Source organism: Tabrizicola sp. (assembly GCF_041913445.1).
Classification (GTDB): Bacteria; Pseudomonadota; Alphaproteobacteria; order Rhodobacterales; family Rhodobacteraceae; genus Tabrizicola.
Genome location: NZ_JAYSFG010000004.1, coordinates 143,727 through 159,713 on the forward strand (window position 1 = coordinate 143,727; position 15,987 = coordinate 159,713).

Here is a 15,987-nt window from a genome sequence, read left to right on the forward strand (position 1 = left end):
CATGAAGTTTACCCTCAAGGACTATCAGGAAGAGGCCGTCGGCAAGGTTCTGGTGAACCTCAAGAAGGCGTCGAAGCGCTGGCGCGAGGATGGCGACAAGCACGCATTCTCGCTGACGGCGACCACGGGCGCGGGCAAGACTGTCATGGCGGCGGCAGTGTTCGAGGCGCTGTTCCACGGTGACGACAACTACGACATCGAGCCCGATCCGGGCGCTGTGGTGATCTGGTTCAGCGACGATCCCTCGCTGAACGAACAGTCGCGGTACCGGTTGCTCGAAGCATCGGACCGGCTGTCGATCTCGGACCTGGTGGTTGTGCAGAACACCTTTCAGCGCGAGGCGCTGGAGCCCGGAAAAATCTATTTCCTGAACACGCAGAAGCTGAGCAAATCGAGCCTTCTCGTGCGCGGTCGCGATCAGGACGAAGACGCCGACACGGATGCGCCGCCGCTGCCGATGCCGGACAGCCGTTCCTGGACGATCTGGGACACGATCCAGAACACGATCGATGATCCGGCCCTGACGCTTTACCTCGTGCTGGACGAGGCGCATCGCGGCATGCGCGCGAGCACAGGCGCGGGCGAGAAAACCACAATCGTCAAGCGACTGATCAACGGTTCGGGGTCCGTGCCTGGCATCCCCGTGGTCTGGGGCATCTCCGCTACGGTCGAGCGGTTCAACGCGGCCATGTCCGACATGCAGGGACGCGCAACTCTGCCCAACGTCGTCGTGGATTCGGGAAAGGTGCAGGCATCAGGTCTGCTCAAGGACACCATCATCCTCGACGTGCCCAAGGAGGCCGGGCAGTTCGATACCGTGCTGGTGCGGCGTGGCACCGACAAGCTGAAGGAAATCTCTGCCGCATGGGCAGCATATGGCGCGCAGCAGAGCGATGCCGGTGTAGTGCTGCCGCTGATGGTGCTGCAGGTGCCGAATGCGCCGGATCACAATGACATCGGCAAGGCTCTGGACACGATTTTCGCCCAGTGGCCGGAGTTGCCCGAAGATGCGGTGGCGCACGTCTTTGGCGAACACTCGACTCAGACCTTCGGACGCCACAGCGTGCCTTACATCTCACCCGAACGGGTGCAGGACTCGACATGGGTCCGGGTGCTGATCGCGAAGGACGCCATCAGTACGGGTTGGGACTGCCCACGCGCCGAAGTCATGGTCTCGTTCCGGCCTGCACGGGACAAGACGCACATCACGCAACTTCTTGGGCGGATGGTGCGCACTCCGCTTGCGCGCCGGATCCCGGGCAATGACCGATTGAACTCGGTGGACTGCCTTCTGCCGTTCTTCGACGAGGCATCGGTCAAGGATGTGGCCAAAGCGCTGATGTCAGGCGGGGATGGAGGCGACGATCTCCCCGGCCGCCGCGTGTTGATCAACCCGGTGGAGCTGAAGCCTAACCCGGCAATCCCCGAGGGTGTCTGGGACAAGCTGCTTGCACTTCCGTCACAGACGTTGCCGAAGCGGCATGCGCGCCCTGTAAAGCGGCTGACTTCTCTCGCACACGAGTTGGCGGTCGATGGCCTGCTGCCAGATGCGGGGAAGCTGGCCCATTCAGAAATGCACAAAGTGCTGAACGGCATCCGCGCGCGCTTCAAGACCGAAATTGAGGCCGCCCGAAAATCTGTCATGACAGTCGAGGGCAAGAGCCTGAAAGCCGACCTGAAGGGCGGCGCGATGACCTTCGACGACTTTCTGGAAGAGGCTGACTACGCCGTCATCGAGGACGCCTACCGCCGTGCCGGTCGGGCGATCAGCCCCGATCTTGCAACGACATACAGCGATTACCTCGCTCGGAACGAAGGCAAAACCGACGACATGGAAACGGCGCTCATGGAGGCGCATGTCAGTATCGCAGCCTTGGGCCTGGTCCCACAGGTTCGTGAAACGCTCGAGGCTGAAGCCGAGAAGCTCGCCAATCAGTGGCTCACCCGGTTCCGCGTCGAGATCAAGGATCTGTCCGACGAACGCCAGGACGTCTATCGCCAGATCAGAGAGATGAGCGCCAATCCGATGGATGTGGACCTCGCTCGCCCGACATCATGGATGCAGGCGACCACAATCCGCGAGGCGAACGGCACCGAAACACCCCTCCCGACCTTCGAGAGACATCTTCTCTGTGATGAGCAGGGCCTGTTCCCCGAGGATTTCAATTCCTGGGAGGGCGAAGTGGTCCGAGCTGAGCTTGGGCGTTCAGGCACCGTCGCATGGTATCGTAACCCGTCGCGCGCCAGCCAGGACTCGCTTGGGATCATCTATGATGATGGCGGGGAGCCGAAGATCGTGCGGCCAGACTTCGTGTTTTTCGGTCAACAAGGCGACGGCACATTCACGGCAGACATCGTTGATCCGCACGGCATCCAGTTCGGTGATGCCATCCCAAAGTTGAAGGGCCTTGCCCAGTATGCAGAACGCTTCGGCGACCAGTATAGACGGATAGATGCGGTCGCGAAGATCGGCGATACATTCAGGGTCCTTGACCTGAAGGAAGCGGCAACGCGTGCAGCAGTCTTGGCTGCCACATCCATCAAAGCGCTATATGAGGGGGCGCATGCGTCGGACTACTTGGTCTGAGCCGTTCTTTTTTCGATTTGAGCGGCGCGCGGCAGGCGTGTGCCATTCCAAAGGTTAAGTGTCAGCGCGGGCGCAATATATCACAAAAACGGACACTTACACGGCATAACCGGAAAGTGTCCGGTTAACAGGTCCGGAGAATATCGGCCCGGAGAGAACGCGTGCGCGCCCGTTGGGGCGTTGGCCGGTTAAGAGCCCCTCCCGCATAACCCTCGAAAACAACGGAAAAATCCGGCCGCAGCCGGATCGGGAGAACGCTTTCGCGAGGGCAAGTGGCGGACAGTGAGGGATTCGAACCCTCGAGACGGTTCCCCGCCTACACACTTTCCAGGCGTGCGCCTTCGACCACTCGGCCAACTGTCCGTCCGCGGCTGATACCCCGGCTTTGCAGCGCTGTTCAAGGGGATATCTTGCGCAGCGCGGGATTTCCCGGGATCAGGCCAGGGTGATCGTCACCCGGCGGTTCTGGCGACCCTTGTTCTCGATCTTGCCGATCTCCACCCGGCCGATCTCGGACGTGCGGCGGACATGGGTGCCGCCGCAGGGCTGCAGGTCGACACGCGTGGTGCCATCCATGATCCGCACCAGCCGCACCCTGCCCTGCCCCATCGGCGGGCGGACGGACATCGTCTTGACCAGCGCCGGGTTGGCCAAAAGCTCCTCGTCCGTGATCCAGTCGTCGCTGACCGTCAGGTCGCGCGCGATCAGGCTGTTCAGCGCCTCTTCCAGCGCGGCCACGTCGCCGGGGGGCTCGGGCATGTCGAAGTCGAGCCGCCCCTTGTCCGCCGCGATCTGGCCCCCGGTTACCGGAAGCGGGATCACCACCGACAGAAGGTGTAACGCGGTGTGGACGCGCATGTGGCGGTGGCGGCGGGTCCAGTCGATCAACTGCCGCGCCGTCGTGCCCGCGGGCGGAAGGGCCACCGGCTCGGCCGGCACCAGCGCGATGCCGCCCTCGACTTTCAACGCCGTGGCGATCGGCACCTGCACCCCGCCGCAGTCCAGGACGCCGCTGTCCCCCGGCTGGCCGCCACCCGTGGCATAGAAGATCGACCGGTCGACCAGGATGCCGCCCTCGGCCGTGTGGCCGATGACCTCGCAGTCTGCGGCTGTCTGATAGGCATCATGGCGGAAGAGAAGCTCGGTCATCGTTCGGCCCCTTTCACATCCCGGGCGGGTTCCCCCCGCACCGGCCTTTTGCGGGCGGCCGCGGGCTTTTCGCTGTCCAGAAGCTCGGACAGCGCCAACACCGCATCCGCCGCCTTCATCGGATCGGGCGCGGCGGGCGGAGGCGGCGGCGGAACGATGTGGATCCCCTCCTCCTCCAGCCGCTCTAGCACACGGTGGTTCATGTCGCTGCGCACTTGCACCCCGAAGTTCACGTCGCGCAGGATCACCCGGATCTCGAAGTTCAGCTGGTTCGTCGTGTAGCCGGTGAAGGCCACGACCGGCGGCGGGTTGAGGATCGCCAGCGGCTGCTCCTCGGCGATTTCGCGCAGAAGCTTTTCGACCTTTCGGGTATCCGACCCCATCGCCACCGCGACGGGCACGATGATCCGGCCCGAAAGGTTGAAGCGCGTCCAGTTCGTGACGCGGCCGGTGATCAGGTCTGCGTTCGGCACGATCACGTCGTTGCGGTCGAAGGTCTCGATCCGGGTCGACCGGACGCTGATCGCGCGGACCTTGCCCTGCACGGTGCCCACTTCGATCCAGTCGCCCTCGCTGACCGGGCGTTCGATCAGAAGGATGATACCCGAGATGAAGTTCGACACGATGTTCTGCAGGCCGAAACCGATACCGACCGACAACGCACCGGCGACGATGGCAAGGCCCGACAGGTCAAGCCCCGCGGCGTTGATCGCAATCAGCGCCGCAAGAAAGATCCCCACGTAGCCGACACCCGCGACAAGCGCCGTCTGGCCGCCGGGCTCCATCTTCGTCTTGGGCAGGATCGAGGTCCGCAGCGCCCCCTGGAAAAGCCGGGTCAGCATGTAGCCAATCACGAAAACCGCAGCGAAGATCATGAAGTTCGACGGCGAGATCTTGGTGCTGCCGATCTGGAAGCCTTCGGTGAAACGCGTCCAGAGTTCGGTCAGGTCAGAGAACCGGGCGCCCCAGATCAGCGCCAGCAGCGGCAGCGAGGCGATGGACAGGAAGAACCCCGCCAGTACCGGGACCAGCGCGTCGCGCGCCGTCTCCTCGGACTTGGTGATCAGCGCCCAGCCGTCGCCGATCAGCCGCTGCAGGATGAACAGGAGCGTCACCAGCGCGAAGGACATCATCGCCGGGTAGATGATCGCCTCGGCCGCCTGGACGTAGCCGAAGCCCGCCAGGACCGGGCCGAGGATCCCCAGCACGGTCAGTCCGCGGGCAAGAAGCTGGATCAGCCGCAGCCCGTAGCTTGCGTTCCGGTCCTCCGCCTCGCGCGCTCGGCGCAGGGTGCGGCCGAGGCGGATCAAGACCAGGCCCCCGGTCAGCAGGATCGGGAAGGACATGACTGAAGTGGTGGCGTCCGAATAGGCCTGCGCATCCATCGCTGCGCTGCGCAGCATGTCGGCTGCGATGACGAGGCCCATCATCACCGACAGGAACCGCCCCTCGGCCCGGCGCTCTGGCGGCAGGGGCAGGACCGCGTCGTCGTCCTGCAGCCGGGGGAAGGCGCGCGCGCCCAGCCATGCGGCCGTGAAGACCACCAGTCCGGCAAAGGGCAGGACCACGGCGATGCGGGACCCGACCTCGCCCAGAAGACCACTGGCCAGAAGCGCGGAGGACAGCGCCACCACGCCCAGGGTCGGCAAGAGAATCCCGCCCAGTGACGCGATCAGCGCCCAGAAGTGCCGACCCCGCACCGAGGCGCCTTGCTGCAGGCGGTCGGTGAAAAGCTCGATCCAGCGCCGGACGTAGACGACAAGGGCAATCGCCACGACCACCAAGGCCAGGATCAGCGGCAGGTTGACGAGGAGTTCACCCCGTACCTCGGGGTCCTCCCAGGCGGTCACCGTCTCGTCCCAGAGGCGCTGGACCGTGTCGGCAAAGCCGATCGCGGCCTCGGGCCAGTTGCCGGGGTTCAGCGGCGAGGGCCAAAGCTGCAGAAGCTCGTCCGCCTGCCGTTCGCGCAGGGTCCGGTCGATCTCGTCGATCAGCCCGTCCGCGCGGCGGTAGGCCTCCTCGGCGGCGATCCCGGGGGCCTGCAGCTGGACAAGCTGGCTGGCCAGCTCCTGCCGGCGGACCGAGATTTCCTCGGCCTCGACCTCCCCCTCGGCGGGGGCAGGCCCAAGCGCCTCGATCTGCTGACGCAGCGTGGTGATCCGCGCCGAATTGGCGCTTTGCGCGCTGAGAAGGGCTGCCCGCCACTTGGCCAGCTGGGCGCGGATCTCCTCCATCCGCTCGGACGAGGTGTTGCGATTCTGGATCTCGGCTTCAGCCCGTTCGGCCATCCGCTCCCACAGCGCATAGTCCAGTGCGGCCCCGTCGTCCGTGGGCTCTTCACTTGCCGTCGGTGCCCCCGTCTGGTCCTGCGCGACGACCGGCGCTGCCGCCAGCGCCAGCACCAGGCCAAACCAGAGGAGAAGCCGCCTCATGCGTCTTCGTAGACCGGGGGAATGGGCCGTGCGGGACGGTCAAGCCAGTCGGGGACGGGCAGGCCCTTCTCGCGCAGGAACGTCGGGTTGTAGATCTTGGACTGATACCGGCTGCCATAGTCGCAGAGGATCGTGACGATGGTCTTGCCCGGCCCCATCTCGCGCGCCATGCGGATTGCGCCGGCGATGTTGATGCCCGTAGACCCGCCCATGCAGAGCCCCTCGTCCATCAGCAGGTCGAAGATGATCGGCAGCGCCTCGGCGTCAGGGATGCGGTAGCTGAAATCGGGGGTGAAGCCTTCAAGGTTCGCGGTGATGCGCCCCTGCCCGATCCCTTCGGTGATCGAGTTGCCCGGCGCCTCGAGCTTCCCGGTGGTGTAGAAGCTGTGCAGCGCCGCGCCCTCGGGGTCGGCCAGCCCGATCTTCACGCCCTTCGGCTGCAGCGCTGCGGCCACGCCCGCCAGCGTCCCGCCACTGCCCACGGCGCAGATGAAGCCGTCGACCTTGCCCCCGGTCTGTTCCCAGATCTCCGGACCCGTCGTCTCGATATGCGCCTGCCGGTTCGCTGTGTTGTCGAACTGGTTGGCCCAGATCGCGCCATTGGGCTCGGTCTTGGCCAAGGCCTCTGCCAGGCGGCCCGAATAGCGGACATAGTTGTTCGGGTTGCGGTAGGGCGCTGCCGGGACTTGCACCAGCTCGGCCCCGGCAAGCCGCAGCATGTCCTTCTTTTCCTGGCTCTGCGTCTCCGGGATCACGATCACCGTGCGGAAGCCCATGCTCGCGCCCACCAGCGCCAGCCCGATCCCGGTGTTGCCCGCCGTGCCCTCGACGATGGTGCCGCCGGGTTTCAGCAGGCCCTTCGCCACCGCGTCCTTGATGATGTAAAGCGCCGCCCGGTCCTTGACCGACTGGCCGGGGTTCATGAACTCGGCCTTGCCGAGGATGGTGCAGCCGGTCATTTCCGAAGCCTTCTTCAGCTTCAGAAGCGGCGTGTTCCCGATCGTGTCGGCCAGATCCTGATGAATGCGCATGGGGTGCGGGTCCTTCCTTGGTCCCTGAAGGTGTATTGGGGTCGGGGGGCAAACTCAAGGCGTGAGGGGCGCGACTGGCACGTCCCGGCAGCCAGGGTTGACAGAGGCACCGCACTGCCTGACCCTGTGCCCGTGATCTCCAGGAAGGGTTCGACCATCCTCTAGCCTCCTTCGACCATTTGCAGCGCGTCTGCGCGGCCCCCGGGCCGAACCTCGAACATGGTCAGACGAAGGAGACGACAATGATCGATGACGATGACTTCCCAGCGCAGGACATGCTCACCGAACAGCGGATCTGCGGCCGACTTGCGTTGGTCTGCTGGGAACTTGAAGCCATTCGCGCCTTTCCCAGGCCTGCGGATCGGCTGAAGGTAATCGAGCGTCTCGAAGCCGCAATAATCCGCTACGCGACGGTGACTGTCCTTTACCATATCGAACAGATCGACGGGCACCACGTTACCTTCAAGACTTTGGAAGACCGTGGGTGCAACTTCGTCACCGTCTGGCTGGGAAGGCCGATCGTGAACCACCTGTCCCAAGAACTTCTGGATGAACCTGACTAGGCCCCGACGGCTGGGCGGGGCCATGCGCCCTGCCCTTCTTTCAGGCCGGACGAACGGAAGCGCCTCATGCCAGCGGCAGGGAAATCTCTGCCAACAGGCCCTCGGCGCGGAAGTCGAGCCGCACTGCGTCCGGCACCGCGAATGCTCCCCGGCGCAAGAGGTTCAGGCCGAAGCCATGGCTTTCGGGCGCCTTGACCTTGGGTCCCCCGGTCTCGGTCCAGCGCATATGCAGCTTCGCGTCCTCCAGCCGCCAGGTCAGCTCGACCCGGCCTGCGCGACTGGACAGCGCGCCGTGCTTGGCCGCATTGGTCGCAAGCTCGTGCAGCACAAGGGCAATCCCGGTGAAAAGCCGGTCCGAAAGCACTGCGTCCGGTCCGTCCAGGGCGATCTGGTCATGGAAATCATTGATGAAGGGCTGCATCGAGCTGTGAATGACGTCATGAAGCTGCAGGACCGCATCCCGGGTTCCGAACATCAGGTCCGCCGACATCGCCAGCGCCCGGATCCGGCCAAGGTAGGTGTCAAGCTTCGGGTTCCCCGCCCAGGTCTGCCGGGCGAAGATCCCGGCCAGGTTGGCCATGTTCTTCAACCGGTGGCGCAGCTCGCCGTTGACCGTCGTCAGCCGCGCCTCGGCCCGCACCTGTTCCGTCGCATCATAAAGGACACCGATCACCCGCTTCGACGCACCACCCTCGGTCGACGCGGCAAGCGCTGCGCGCAGGACATAGGTCACCTCGCCCTTCCCCGGCACGATGTAGTTCACCCGCGCCTGCAGGCTTGTCTCGCCGCGCGCCATGGCCTCTGCGCCCAGGGCCTCCAACCGCTCCCGCTCGCCCGGAGCATAGCGGGACCGCAGTTCCTCGGCGGTCGGGCGGGCGTCTTCGGGAAAGCCGAGCATCCGGTTCAGTTCGGGCGAATGCGCCACCACGTCCGTCTCGATGTCCAGATCCCAGACCGCCATCTGCGCGGCATCGACAGCCAGCCTCAGCCGCTCCTCGCTGGCTGCCAGACTGCGCCGCGTCAGCTCGCGTTCCGTCACGTCCCGGATCGAGCCAGCATAAAGAAGCGGAATCGCATCGTCTCCCGCACCGCGGAAATAGGCGATGCCGTCGCCGACCAGCCAGCGCGTCTCGCCGGTGTCGGGACGCCGGATCCGGTAGGTGTAGCTTTCGGTGGACCTGACCTTCGGGTCCAGCGCCCGTTGCGCAGCCGAGCGGACCAGGCCCGCGTCCTCGGGGTGGATCACCGCGTAGACCATGTCCCGAGTGATCGGACCCTCTGCCGGAAACCCGAAGATGCCCCGCGCGATCGGGCAGTAGACCAGCCTGTCCTCGGCGACGTGAAGCTCCCAGACGCCGATCCCGGCCGCCTTGCAGGCCAGTTCGTACTTTACCGCCGTCTCGTACTCAGTCGCGGGCTCGACCGCTCCTTTCATCAACGTCTCCCTAAAGCGCGAACCTTGGTCGCGACATGCTTTGGGAAGGCCGGAAACGATAGAAAACACAGCCGCCGTCGCCCCGGCCTTTGGATCAGCCCGAAGCACCTGCGGCACGGCAAGAGAAAGGACACAATGCTCCCCTACCTGCCATTGTTCCCGATAACCCCTTAACAGGCAACGCAATTAAATCCGCCTTCATAGGGAACCGGACTCCGGTCCCGGGCGTTTACACGTTTAACCGCAGGACGCCTGCAGTTGGGGGAACAAGGTGTCTGAGACAAGTCAGCAGGGCGTGAGTGTGTCGACCAGCGACACTCTTCAGGCCCTCTATGAATTCACCGACGCGGTCTATCATGCCCGTTCCGTCGAAGAGATCTACACCTCGGCGCTGGACGTGATCACCCTCACGCTGCGCTGCGAACGCGCATCGATCCTGCTCTTCGACGACGAGGGCACCATGCAGTTCGTGGCCTGGCGCGGGCTTTCGGACCGCTACCGCACCCGGCTGGCGGGACATACGCCCTGGAAACCGGGCGACCGCGACCCTCCCCCGATCTTCGTCCCCGACATCCGCGCAACGGACGAGGCCGACTGGATCAAGGACGAGATCAGCCATGAGGGGATCGTCAGCCTCGGCTTCGTTCCCCTCACGCTCGAGGGCCGGGTCATCGGCAAGTTCATGACCTACTATGCCCAGCAGCAGGACTTCGACCCGCAGTCCCGATCGCTGGCCGTGACGATCGCCCGGCAGCTTGGCTTCTCGATCGGTCGCGCCCGGGCCGAGACCGCCCGCGAGACGGCGCTCTCCCAGCTCCGCCAGTCCGAGGCCCGCTTCCGCCAGATGACCGAAGAGGCCCCGGTCATGATCTGGATGAGCAATTCCGCCGGACATTGCGACCAGCTGAACCGGGTCGCGCGCGACTTCTGGGGCGTGGCCGAAGATGGCCTCGATTCCTTTGACTTGTCGGCCACGATCCACCCCGACGACAGCGCCGCGGTCCTTGCCCGGATGGGCCAGGCCATCGCCCAGGGCGAACCCGTCATGGTCCGCGGTCGCTATGCCAATCATGCGGGCGACTGGCGGCTCCTGCAGACCGAAGCCCGTCCGCGATACGGCTGCGACGGAAGCTTCCTGGGAATGATCGGGGTCAACGTCGACATCACCGAACAGGAAAGCGTGGCCCGCCAGCGCGAACTGATGCTGGCCGAGCTGAACCACCGCGTGAAGAACACGCTCGCCGTGGTGCAGGCCATCGCGCTGCAGACCTTCAAGGCGGACCGCGACCTGGCTTCCGTCTCGACCTTCCTCGGCCGGCTCAGGGTCCTTGCCCGCGCGCATGACATCCTGTCGGGCGTCCGCTGGGAAAGCACCCCGCTGCAGGAACTGGCCCGCGAGGTCCTGGCCGGCGCTCCCCTGGGGCGCGGCCGCATCATGGTGGACGGTCCGGCCTTCCTGCTTTCCCCCAAACAGGCGCTCGCCGTGGCGCTTGCCCTGCACGAATTGCAGACCAACGCCTTGAAATACGGCGCGCTTTCCGTCGATGGCGGGACCGTCTCGCTGGTCTGGAAACCCGTTCCCGAAGGCCGGCTGGAGATCCTGTGGCAAGAGAACGGCGGCCCGCCGGTGATGCCGCCCGCGCGCCGGGGCTTCGGCACGATGATGCTGGAACAGGGGCTCGTCACCGAACTGAACGGCAGCGCCACGCTGGATTTCCAGCCGCAGGGACTGGTCTGCCGCATCGAAGCGACATGTGAAGGAACGAACGCATGAGTCGACTGGCAAACCGCCGCATCCTGGTCGTCGAGGACGAATTCCTCATCGCCGCGGCCCTGTGCGACATGCTTCAGGACGCCGCAGCGATCGTCGTGGGTCCGGCCTCGACCGTCGCCGACGCGATCCAGCTTCTGCGCGCCCAGCCCGTCGACGCCGCGATCCTCGACATGAACCTGAACGGCCAGTGGAGCGATCCCATCGCCGAGGACCTGCGCGCCCGCCGCATCCCCTTCGTGTTCACGACCGGCTATGGCGCCAACGAACGGACCGAACGCTTCGGCGTCCGCGTCGTGCCCAAGCCCTATGGCTGGGAAGAGGTGGAAGAGCAGCTGTCCCGGGCCATGCTGGAAAACGCCGCGCACCGGCCTTGACCGGCCCGACCGCACCACGGTTGACGGGTCGGCTGGTGGCGGAAGCGGTGGGATTCGAACCCACGGTGGGGTTCCCCCCACGCTGGTTTTCAAGACCAGAGCCTTAAACCACTCGGCCACACTTCCGTCGGGCGGCCTCGGTCGGACCGCGACGGCTCGAATACGCGCGGCGGATCGATTCTGAAAGCGGCCCGCAGACGATTTCCGCTGATCGTGACAAGGGGAAACCCCCTCTGCCCTTTCCACGGCCACTGCAAGTCTGTATGTTGTGTCAAAGGCAGGCAGACACACGTGGGGTGGAGGGCGGCGAACGCTCCGGGCGGACGGCCCGATACCACGGACAGGATCATCGGCAAGCACGGCGTCCTAGACCGTGCGACTTTGAGGGCGGACATGGCACGAGTTGAATTCCGGAAGTTTGTTTTCGGCCTGGCGGCAACGGGATTGCTGATCGGCTGCGTGGAAGGTGGCGGACAGACCGGTGCGACCGGCTCTCAGGTGTCGGCTCCGGCGACGCGCGCGGCAGGTGGCGCGGCCCGCGACATCGAAGCCCCCGAAGTCTATCAGACCACCGACAGCGCGCTCTGGGACGGTCGGCCCTCCCTGGGCGGGATCTGGGTCGCGGCCCCGGATGCGGTCAACCCCGAGCGCGTGCTGATCTTCAACCCCGCCACCGGCAAGTCGATCACCGGGGCGCTCTTCAAGCGCGAGCGCGAGAATCCCGGCCCCCGGCTGCAGCTGTCCTCGGACGCGGCCGAGGCCCTGGGCATCCTCGCCGGCCAGCCGACCGAGATCCGGGTGACGGCACTGCGCAAGGAAGAGGTCAAGGAGCCCGAACCCGCCGCCGAACCCGCCGCCCAACCCGCCTCGCCGGATGCGGCCGCAGCCCCGGCTGGTGAAAGCGGCGAAGCCGCTGCCATTGCGACGGCCGCGCTCGCCGCAGTCGATGGCGAGGGCACGACCGCTCCTGCAGCCGCTGCTGCCGAAACCGCCAAAGACGCGGCAGCCGCTGCCACCGTCGCCGCCGAAGGCGCTGCCGCCCTCGCCCCGGATGGCACCCCGAAGAAGAAGACCTGGAAGGAACGCCGCGCCGAAGCCAAGGCCGCCCGCGAAGCCAAGCGCCGCGCCGCCGCCGAAGCGAAGGCCGCAGCAGCCGCTGCCGCCGCCGGCGCGACCGCGGTCGAAGGTGAAGTCCCTGCCGCCGCACCCGACCCGGCGGCCGCCGCCGTGGCTGCCGTCGAGACCGCACCGCTGGACGCCCGCGATCCCGACGCCGTGGCGAATGCCAAGCCGGAAAAGCCCAAGCGCAAGACCGTCGGCGCGGACCCCGCCCCCGTCGCGGCGGCCGAGCCCGCGGCCGAGGCGCCCGCAGCGACCGGCCCCGCGCGCCCAATCCAGGTGGCCTCGTTCTCGAAAGAGGAAAACGCCCGCCGCGCCACCGAGGCGCTGGCCAAGATCGGTATCACAGCCAGCCCGCAGAAGTCCGAGAACGGCGGGAAGGCCGTCTGGGGCGTCGTGGTCATGGGCGACGCTGCGATGCTGAAGAAGATCAAGGATGCCGGCTTTGCCGACGCCTATTTCCTGAAGTGAAGGCCCATCCATGCTGAACCGTCTGCGTCTTGTCCTGACCCTTGTCGCCCTCGCGCTCGCCGCCCTTCCGGCGCGCGCCTTCGAGACGGCCGCCACCGCCGCCTGGGTCTACGACATGACCACCGGGACGGTCCTCATGGACAAGAACGCCGACGAGCCCCTGCCCCCGGCCTCGATGTCGAAGCTCATGACCATCAACATGCTCTTCGAGGCGCTGCGCGACGGTCGCGTCACGATGGAGACCGAGTTCGCCGTCTCCTCCAACGCCACGGCCATGGGCGGCTCGACGATGTTCCTGCAGGAAAGCGACCGCCCGACGGTAAGCGAGCTGATCCACGGCATGATCATCAATTCCGGCAACGACGCCTGCGTCGTGGTGGCCGAGGGGCTTGCCGGCACGGAAGCGGCCTTCTCGGCCCAGATGACCGAACGGGCCAAGGCGCTGGGGATGACGAACTCGGTCTTCGCCAATGCTTCGGGCTGGCCCGACCCCGACCACCGCATGTCGATGCGCGACCTTGGCATCCTCGCCCAGCATCTGATCGAGGATTTTCCCGAGTATTACCCGATCTTTGCCGAGACCGAGTTCAACTACAAGGACCGCGCCCCCGCCAATGCCCGGAACCGGAACCCGCTCCTGGAACTCGGCGTCGGCGCTGACGGGCTCAAGACGGGCCATACTTCGGAAGCGGGCTACGGCCTTGTCGGCTCGGCCAAGCAGGGCGACCGCCGCGTGATCTTCGTCATCACCGGCCTGCCGTCGGACGAAGCGCGCGCCGAAGAAGCCGAACGCATCGTCTCCTGGGCCTTCCGCCAGTTCTCCGAGAAGACCGTGGCCAAGGCAGGCACCCGCGTGGCCGAGGCCGAAGTCCATCTCGGCGCGACCGAGACCGTCGGGCTGGTCCCGGCCGAGGATGTGCGCCTTCTCGTTCCCGCGCTTGTCCAGGACAGCGTGACGGCCGAGGTCGTCTACAACGGCCCGCTGATCGCCCCTGTCGCCAAGGGCACCCCCGTGGCCGAGCTCATCGTCCACTCCCCCGGCCTGCCCGACCGCCGCGTTCCCCTGGTGGCCGAGGCCGACGTGGGCACCGCCGGCTTCGCCAAGCGTCTGACCACGGCCGCCCAGGCGCTTTACACCCGCTACGTCGGATCGCCGGCCAGCTGAATGGCGGGCCTCTTCATCAGCCTCGAAGGCATCGACGGCTCCGGCAAGTCGACGCAGGGGCGCAGGCTGGCCCAGACCCTGCGCGACCAGGGCCACCAGGTGACCCTGACGCGGGAACCGGGTGGCAGCCCCGGCGCCGAAGAGATCCGCCGCCTTGTGCTCGAGGGCGCCACCGACCGCTGGTCGGCCGAGACCGAGATCCTCCTTTTCACCGCCGCCCGCCGCGACCATCTGGAAAAGACCATCCGCCCGGCCCTTGCGAGGGGCGAGGTGGTCATCACCGACCGTTTCGCCGACAGCACCCGCATCTTCCAGGGCATCACCCGGGGCGACCTGAGCGAAACGGTGGACCGCCTCCACGCGTTGATGATCGGTGTCGAACCCGACCTGACGCTGCTCTTCGATCTCGACCCTGCCGTGGGCCTCGCCCGCGCCACCGCCCGCGCCGGGGCGGAGCTGCGGTTCGAAGACATGGGCCTCGGCTTCCAGCAAAAGGCCCGCGCGGGTTTCCTCGCACTGGCCAAGGCACATCCCCGCTTCCGACTGATCGACGCAGACGCGGACGAGACGACGGTGGCCGAGCGGGTCTGGCACGCCGTGGCCCCGCATCTGGGCCGGTCGTAAACTGGGCGTTTCGCCCACCTTACGAACACGCGTCCCGACCGACCGCGGCCCCGTTCGCGCTGTCCCGCAGGGATGAGGGCCCGCGCGGGCACCCTGCGCTGGCCAAAGCGCAAGATCGACGGGACCACTGTAGCCCAGCGGGTCCGGCACGCCGTGGCCGCACCTGGCCCGAGCGTAGGGTGTGCGTTCCGCCCACCTTACAAACAGGCCTCCCAATGGACCTCGGCCCCCCCTTCTTGGGGAGAACAGACACTGGTCCCTTTCGGTACGTCTCCCCCGGCCTGCACCGGCGGACATGCGTCCATGCAAGCTCTGGTCCAGTCCGCCTCAACCCGGCAGCATCGCCGGGTTCCACGCCACCTCCCAGAGGTGACCGTCCAGGTCCTGGAAGTACCCGGCATAGCCGCCGTAGAACGTCTCCTGCGCCGGCTTGACGACCCGCGCCCCGGCCCGCTCGGCTGCCGTAATCACCGCGTCCACCTCGGCCCGCTCCCGCACGTTGTGCGCCAGGGCGAAACCCGTCGGGCTGACCGGCCGCGCCTCCAGCCCGGTGTCATGCGCCAGATCCGCCTGAGCCCAAAGCGCCAGCCTCAGCCCGCCTGCCAGCGGGAAGAACGCCACCGCCCCATGTTCGAACTCGGTGCCAATGATGCCCTCGGTCGGCAGGCCCAGCCCGTCTCGGTAGAAGGCGACCGACCGCTCCAGGTCCGCCACTCCCAGCGTGATCAGCGAAATCCTGGCTTCCATGCTGCCTCCTTTCGGCCTGGCGAGGCGCGCCTTTTACAACCGGCCCCCACTGTTCGGCGTCCCGCAAGCCTGACCGTCGCGCCCCGACCGGTCAAGCTGCGTACCACAATGTTCTTCCCGGTGGGGTGACCTGTCCCGCCATACAAGGCTAACGCTTTCCAAATGCCCACAGACAACCCATTGTTTTCCTTGATAGCGGACCCGCTGCCCAGCGTGGACATCCCGCACCCCCTTCCCCTTCCCCCCCGCCCCGTGCAATCTCCGCCGCATGGCCGAGAAAGACCCCCTGCCCGAGCCCGACCGCCTGGAAGGTGCCCCCCACCCGCGCGAGACGCGGGTTCTCGTCGGTCATGCCGAACCCCAGGCCGAGTTCCTGCGGGCCTTCAATTCCGGCCGCCTGCACCACGCCTGGATGCTGACCGGGCCGAAGGGGGTCGGCAAGGCCACCCTCGCCTGGCGCCTTGCCCGGTTTCTGCTGGCCACGCCCGAGGATGACGGCGGCATGTTCGCCGCCCC

At 66.4% G+C, this 15,987-nt stretch carries 12 protein-coding genes, 2 tRNA genes and 1 pseudogene; 8 read left to right on the plus strand and 7 right to left on the minus strand.

Annotated elements, in window-relative coordinates; genetic code table 11:
- Position 1 precedes the first annotated feature (1 nt).
- Positions 2-2,587: a DEAD/DEAH box helicase gene (locus ACE3Q6_RS06720; RefSeq protein WP_374429978.1), complete on the plus strand. Its 2,586-nt coding sequence runs from the start codon at positions 2-4 to the stop codon at positions 2,585-2,587.
- A 273-nt stretch (positions 2,588-2,860) separates the two neighbouring features.
- On the opposite strand, the gene ACE3Q6_RS06725 is transcribed toward ACE3Q6_RS06720, so the two are convergent.
- From ACE3Q6_RS06725 to ACE3Q6_RS06740, 4 genes are all read right to left on the minus strand, one after another.
- A tRNA-Ser gene (locus ACE3Q6_RS06725) sits at positions 2,861-2,950 on the minus strand.
- A 72-nt stretch (positions 2,951-3,022) separates the two neighbouring features.
- Positions 3,023-3,736, minus strand: coding sequence for an alanyl-tRNA editing protein (locus ACE3Q6_RS06730; RefSeq protein WP_374429980.1), 714 nt, complete (start codon positions 3,734-3,736; stop codon positions 3,023-3,025).
- Complete coding sequence (locus ACE3Q6_RS06735) at positions 3,733-6,168, minus strand: DUF3772 domain-containing protein (RefSeq protein WP_374429982.1); 2,436 nt, start codon at positions 6,166-6,168, stop codon at positions 3,733-3,735. Before ACE3Q6_RS06735 ends, ACE3Q6_RS06730 begins: the two co-directional genes overlap by 4 nt.
- On the minus strand, positions 6,165-7,199 hold the full coding sequence (locus ACE3Q6_RS06740; protein WP_374429985.1) for a cysteine synthase A: 1,035 nt from the start codon (positions 7,197-7,199) through the stop codon (positions 6,165-6,167). The genes ACE3Q6_RS06735 and ACE3Q6_RS06740 overlap by 4 nt, the downstream gene beginning before the upstream one ends.
- 242 nt (positions 7,200-7,441) lie before the next feature.
- Here ACE3Q6_RS06740 and ACE3Q6_RS06745 point away from each other — a divergent pair, with 242 nt between their 5' ends.
- Positions 7,442-7,762 (plus strand): hypothetical protein, encoded by a 321-nt coding sequence (locus tag ACE3Q6_RS06745; RefSeq protein WP_374429987.1) that lies wholly within the window; start codon positions 7,442-7,444, stop codon positions 7,760-7,762.
- A gap of 64 nt (positions 7,763-7,826) precedes the next feature.
- On the opposite strand, the gene ACE3Q6_RS06750 is transcribed toward ACE3Q6_RS06745, so the two are convergent.
- On the minus strand, positions 7,827-9,197 hold the full coding sequence (locus ACE3Q6_RS06750) for a sensor histidine kinase (RefSeq protein ID WP_374429990.1): 1,371 nt from the start codon (positions 9,195-9,197) through the stop codon (positions 7,827-7,829).
- Between the two features lie 271 nt (positions 9,198-9,468).
- Between ACE3Q6_RS06750 and ACE3Q6_RS06755 the strand changes: the two genes are divergently transcribed.
- Positions 9,469-10,971, plus strand: a complete 1,503-nt coding sequence (locus tag ACE3Q6_RS06755) for a sensor histidine kinase (RefSeq protein WP_374429992.1) — start codon at positions 9,469-9,471, stop codon at positions 10,969-10,971.
- The gene (locus tag ACE3Q6_RS06760; RefSeq protein WP_374429994.1) at positions 10,968-11,345 is read left to right on the plus strand and encodes a response regulator; all 378 of its coding nucleotides are present in this window, start codon (positions 10,968-10,970) and stop codon (positions 11,343-11,345) included. The genes ACE3Q6_RS06755 and ACE3Q6_RS06760 overlap by 4 nt, the downstream gene beginning before the upstream one ends.
- Before the next feature lie 36 nt (positions 11,346-11,381).
- Here the strand turns inward: ACE3Q6_RS06760 and ACE3Q6_RS06765 are convergent.
- Positions 11,382-11,471: transfer RNA gene (locus ACE3Q6_RS06765), tRNA-Ser, on the minus strand.
- 267 nt (positions 11,472-11,738) lie between these two features.
- On the opposite strand from ACE3Q6_RS06765, the gene ACE3Q6_RS06770 reads away from it, so the two are divergent.
- From ACE3Q6_RS06770 to tmk, 3 genes are read left to right on the plus strand one after another with little or no spacing between them, the layout of a single operon-like run.
- On the plus strand, positions 11,739-12,935 hold the full coding sequence (locus ACE3Q6_RS06770; RefSeq protein ID WP_374429996.1) for an SPOR domain-containing protein: 1,197 nt from the start codon (positions 11,739-11,741) through the stop codon (positions 12,933-12,935).
- Between the two features lie 10 nt (positions 12,936-12,945).
- Positions 12,946-14,100: a D-alanyl-D-alanine carboxypeptidase family protein gene (locus ACE3Q6_RS06775; RefSeq protein ID WP_374429998.1), complete on the plus strand. Its 1,155-nt coding sequence runs from the start codon at positions 12,946-12,948 to the stop codon at positions 14,098-14,100.
- Complete coding sequence (gene tmk, locus ACE3Q6_RS06780) at positions 14,101-14,724, plus strand: dTMP kinase (protein WP_374430001.1); 624 nt, start codon at positions 14,101-14,103, stop codon at positions 14,722-14,724. It abuts the gene before it with no gap.
- Positions 14,725-15,051: 327 nt separating this feature from the next.
- On the opposite strand, the gene ACE3Q6_RS06785 is transcribed toward tmk, so the two are convergent.
- Complete coding sequence (locus tag ACE3Q6_RS06785) at positions 15,052-15,471, minus strand: VOC family protein (protein ID WP_374430004.1); 420 nt, start codon at positions 15,469-15,471, stop codon at positions 15,052-15,054.
- 268 nt (positions 15,472-15,739) lie between these two features.
- Between ACE3Q6_RS06785 and ACE3Q6_RS06790 the strand changes: the two are divergent.
- Positions 15,740-15,987: pseudogene (locus ACE3Q6_RS06790) on the plus strand (DNA polymerase III subunit delta'); the annotation flags it as partial.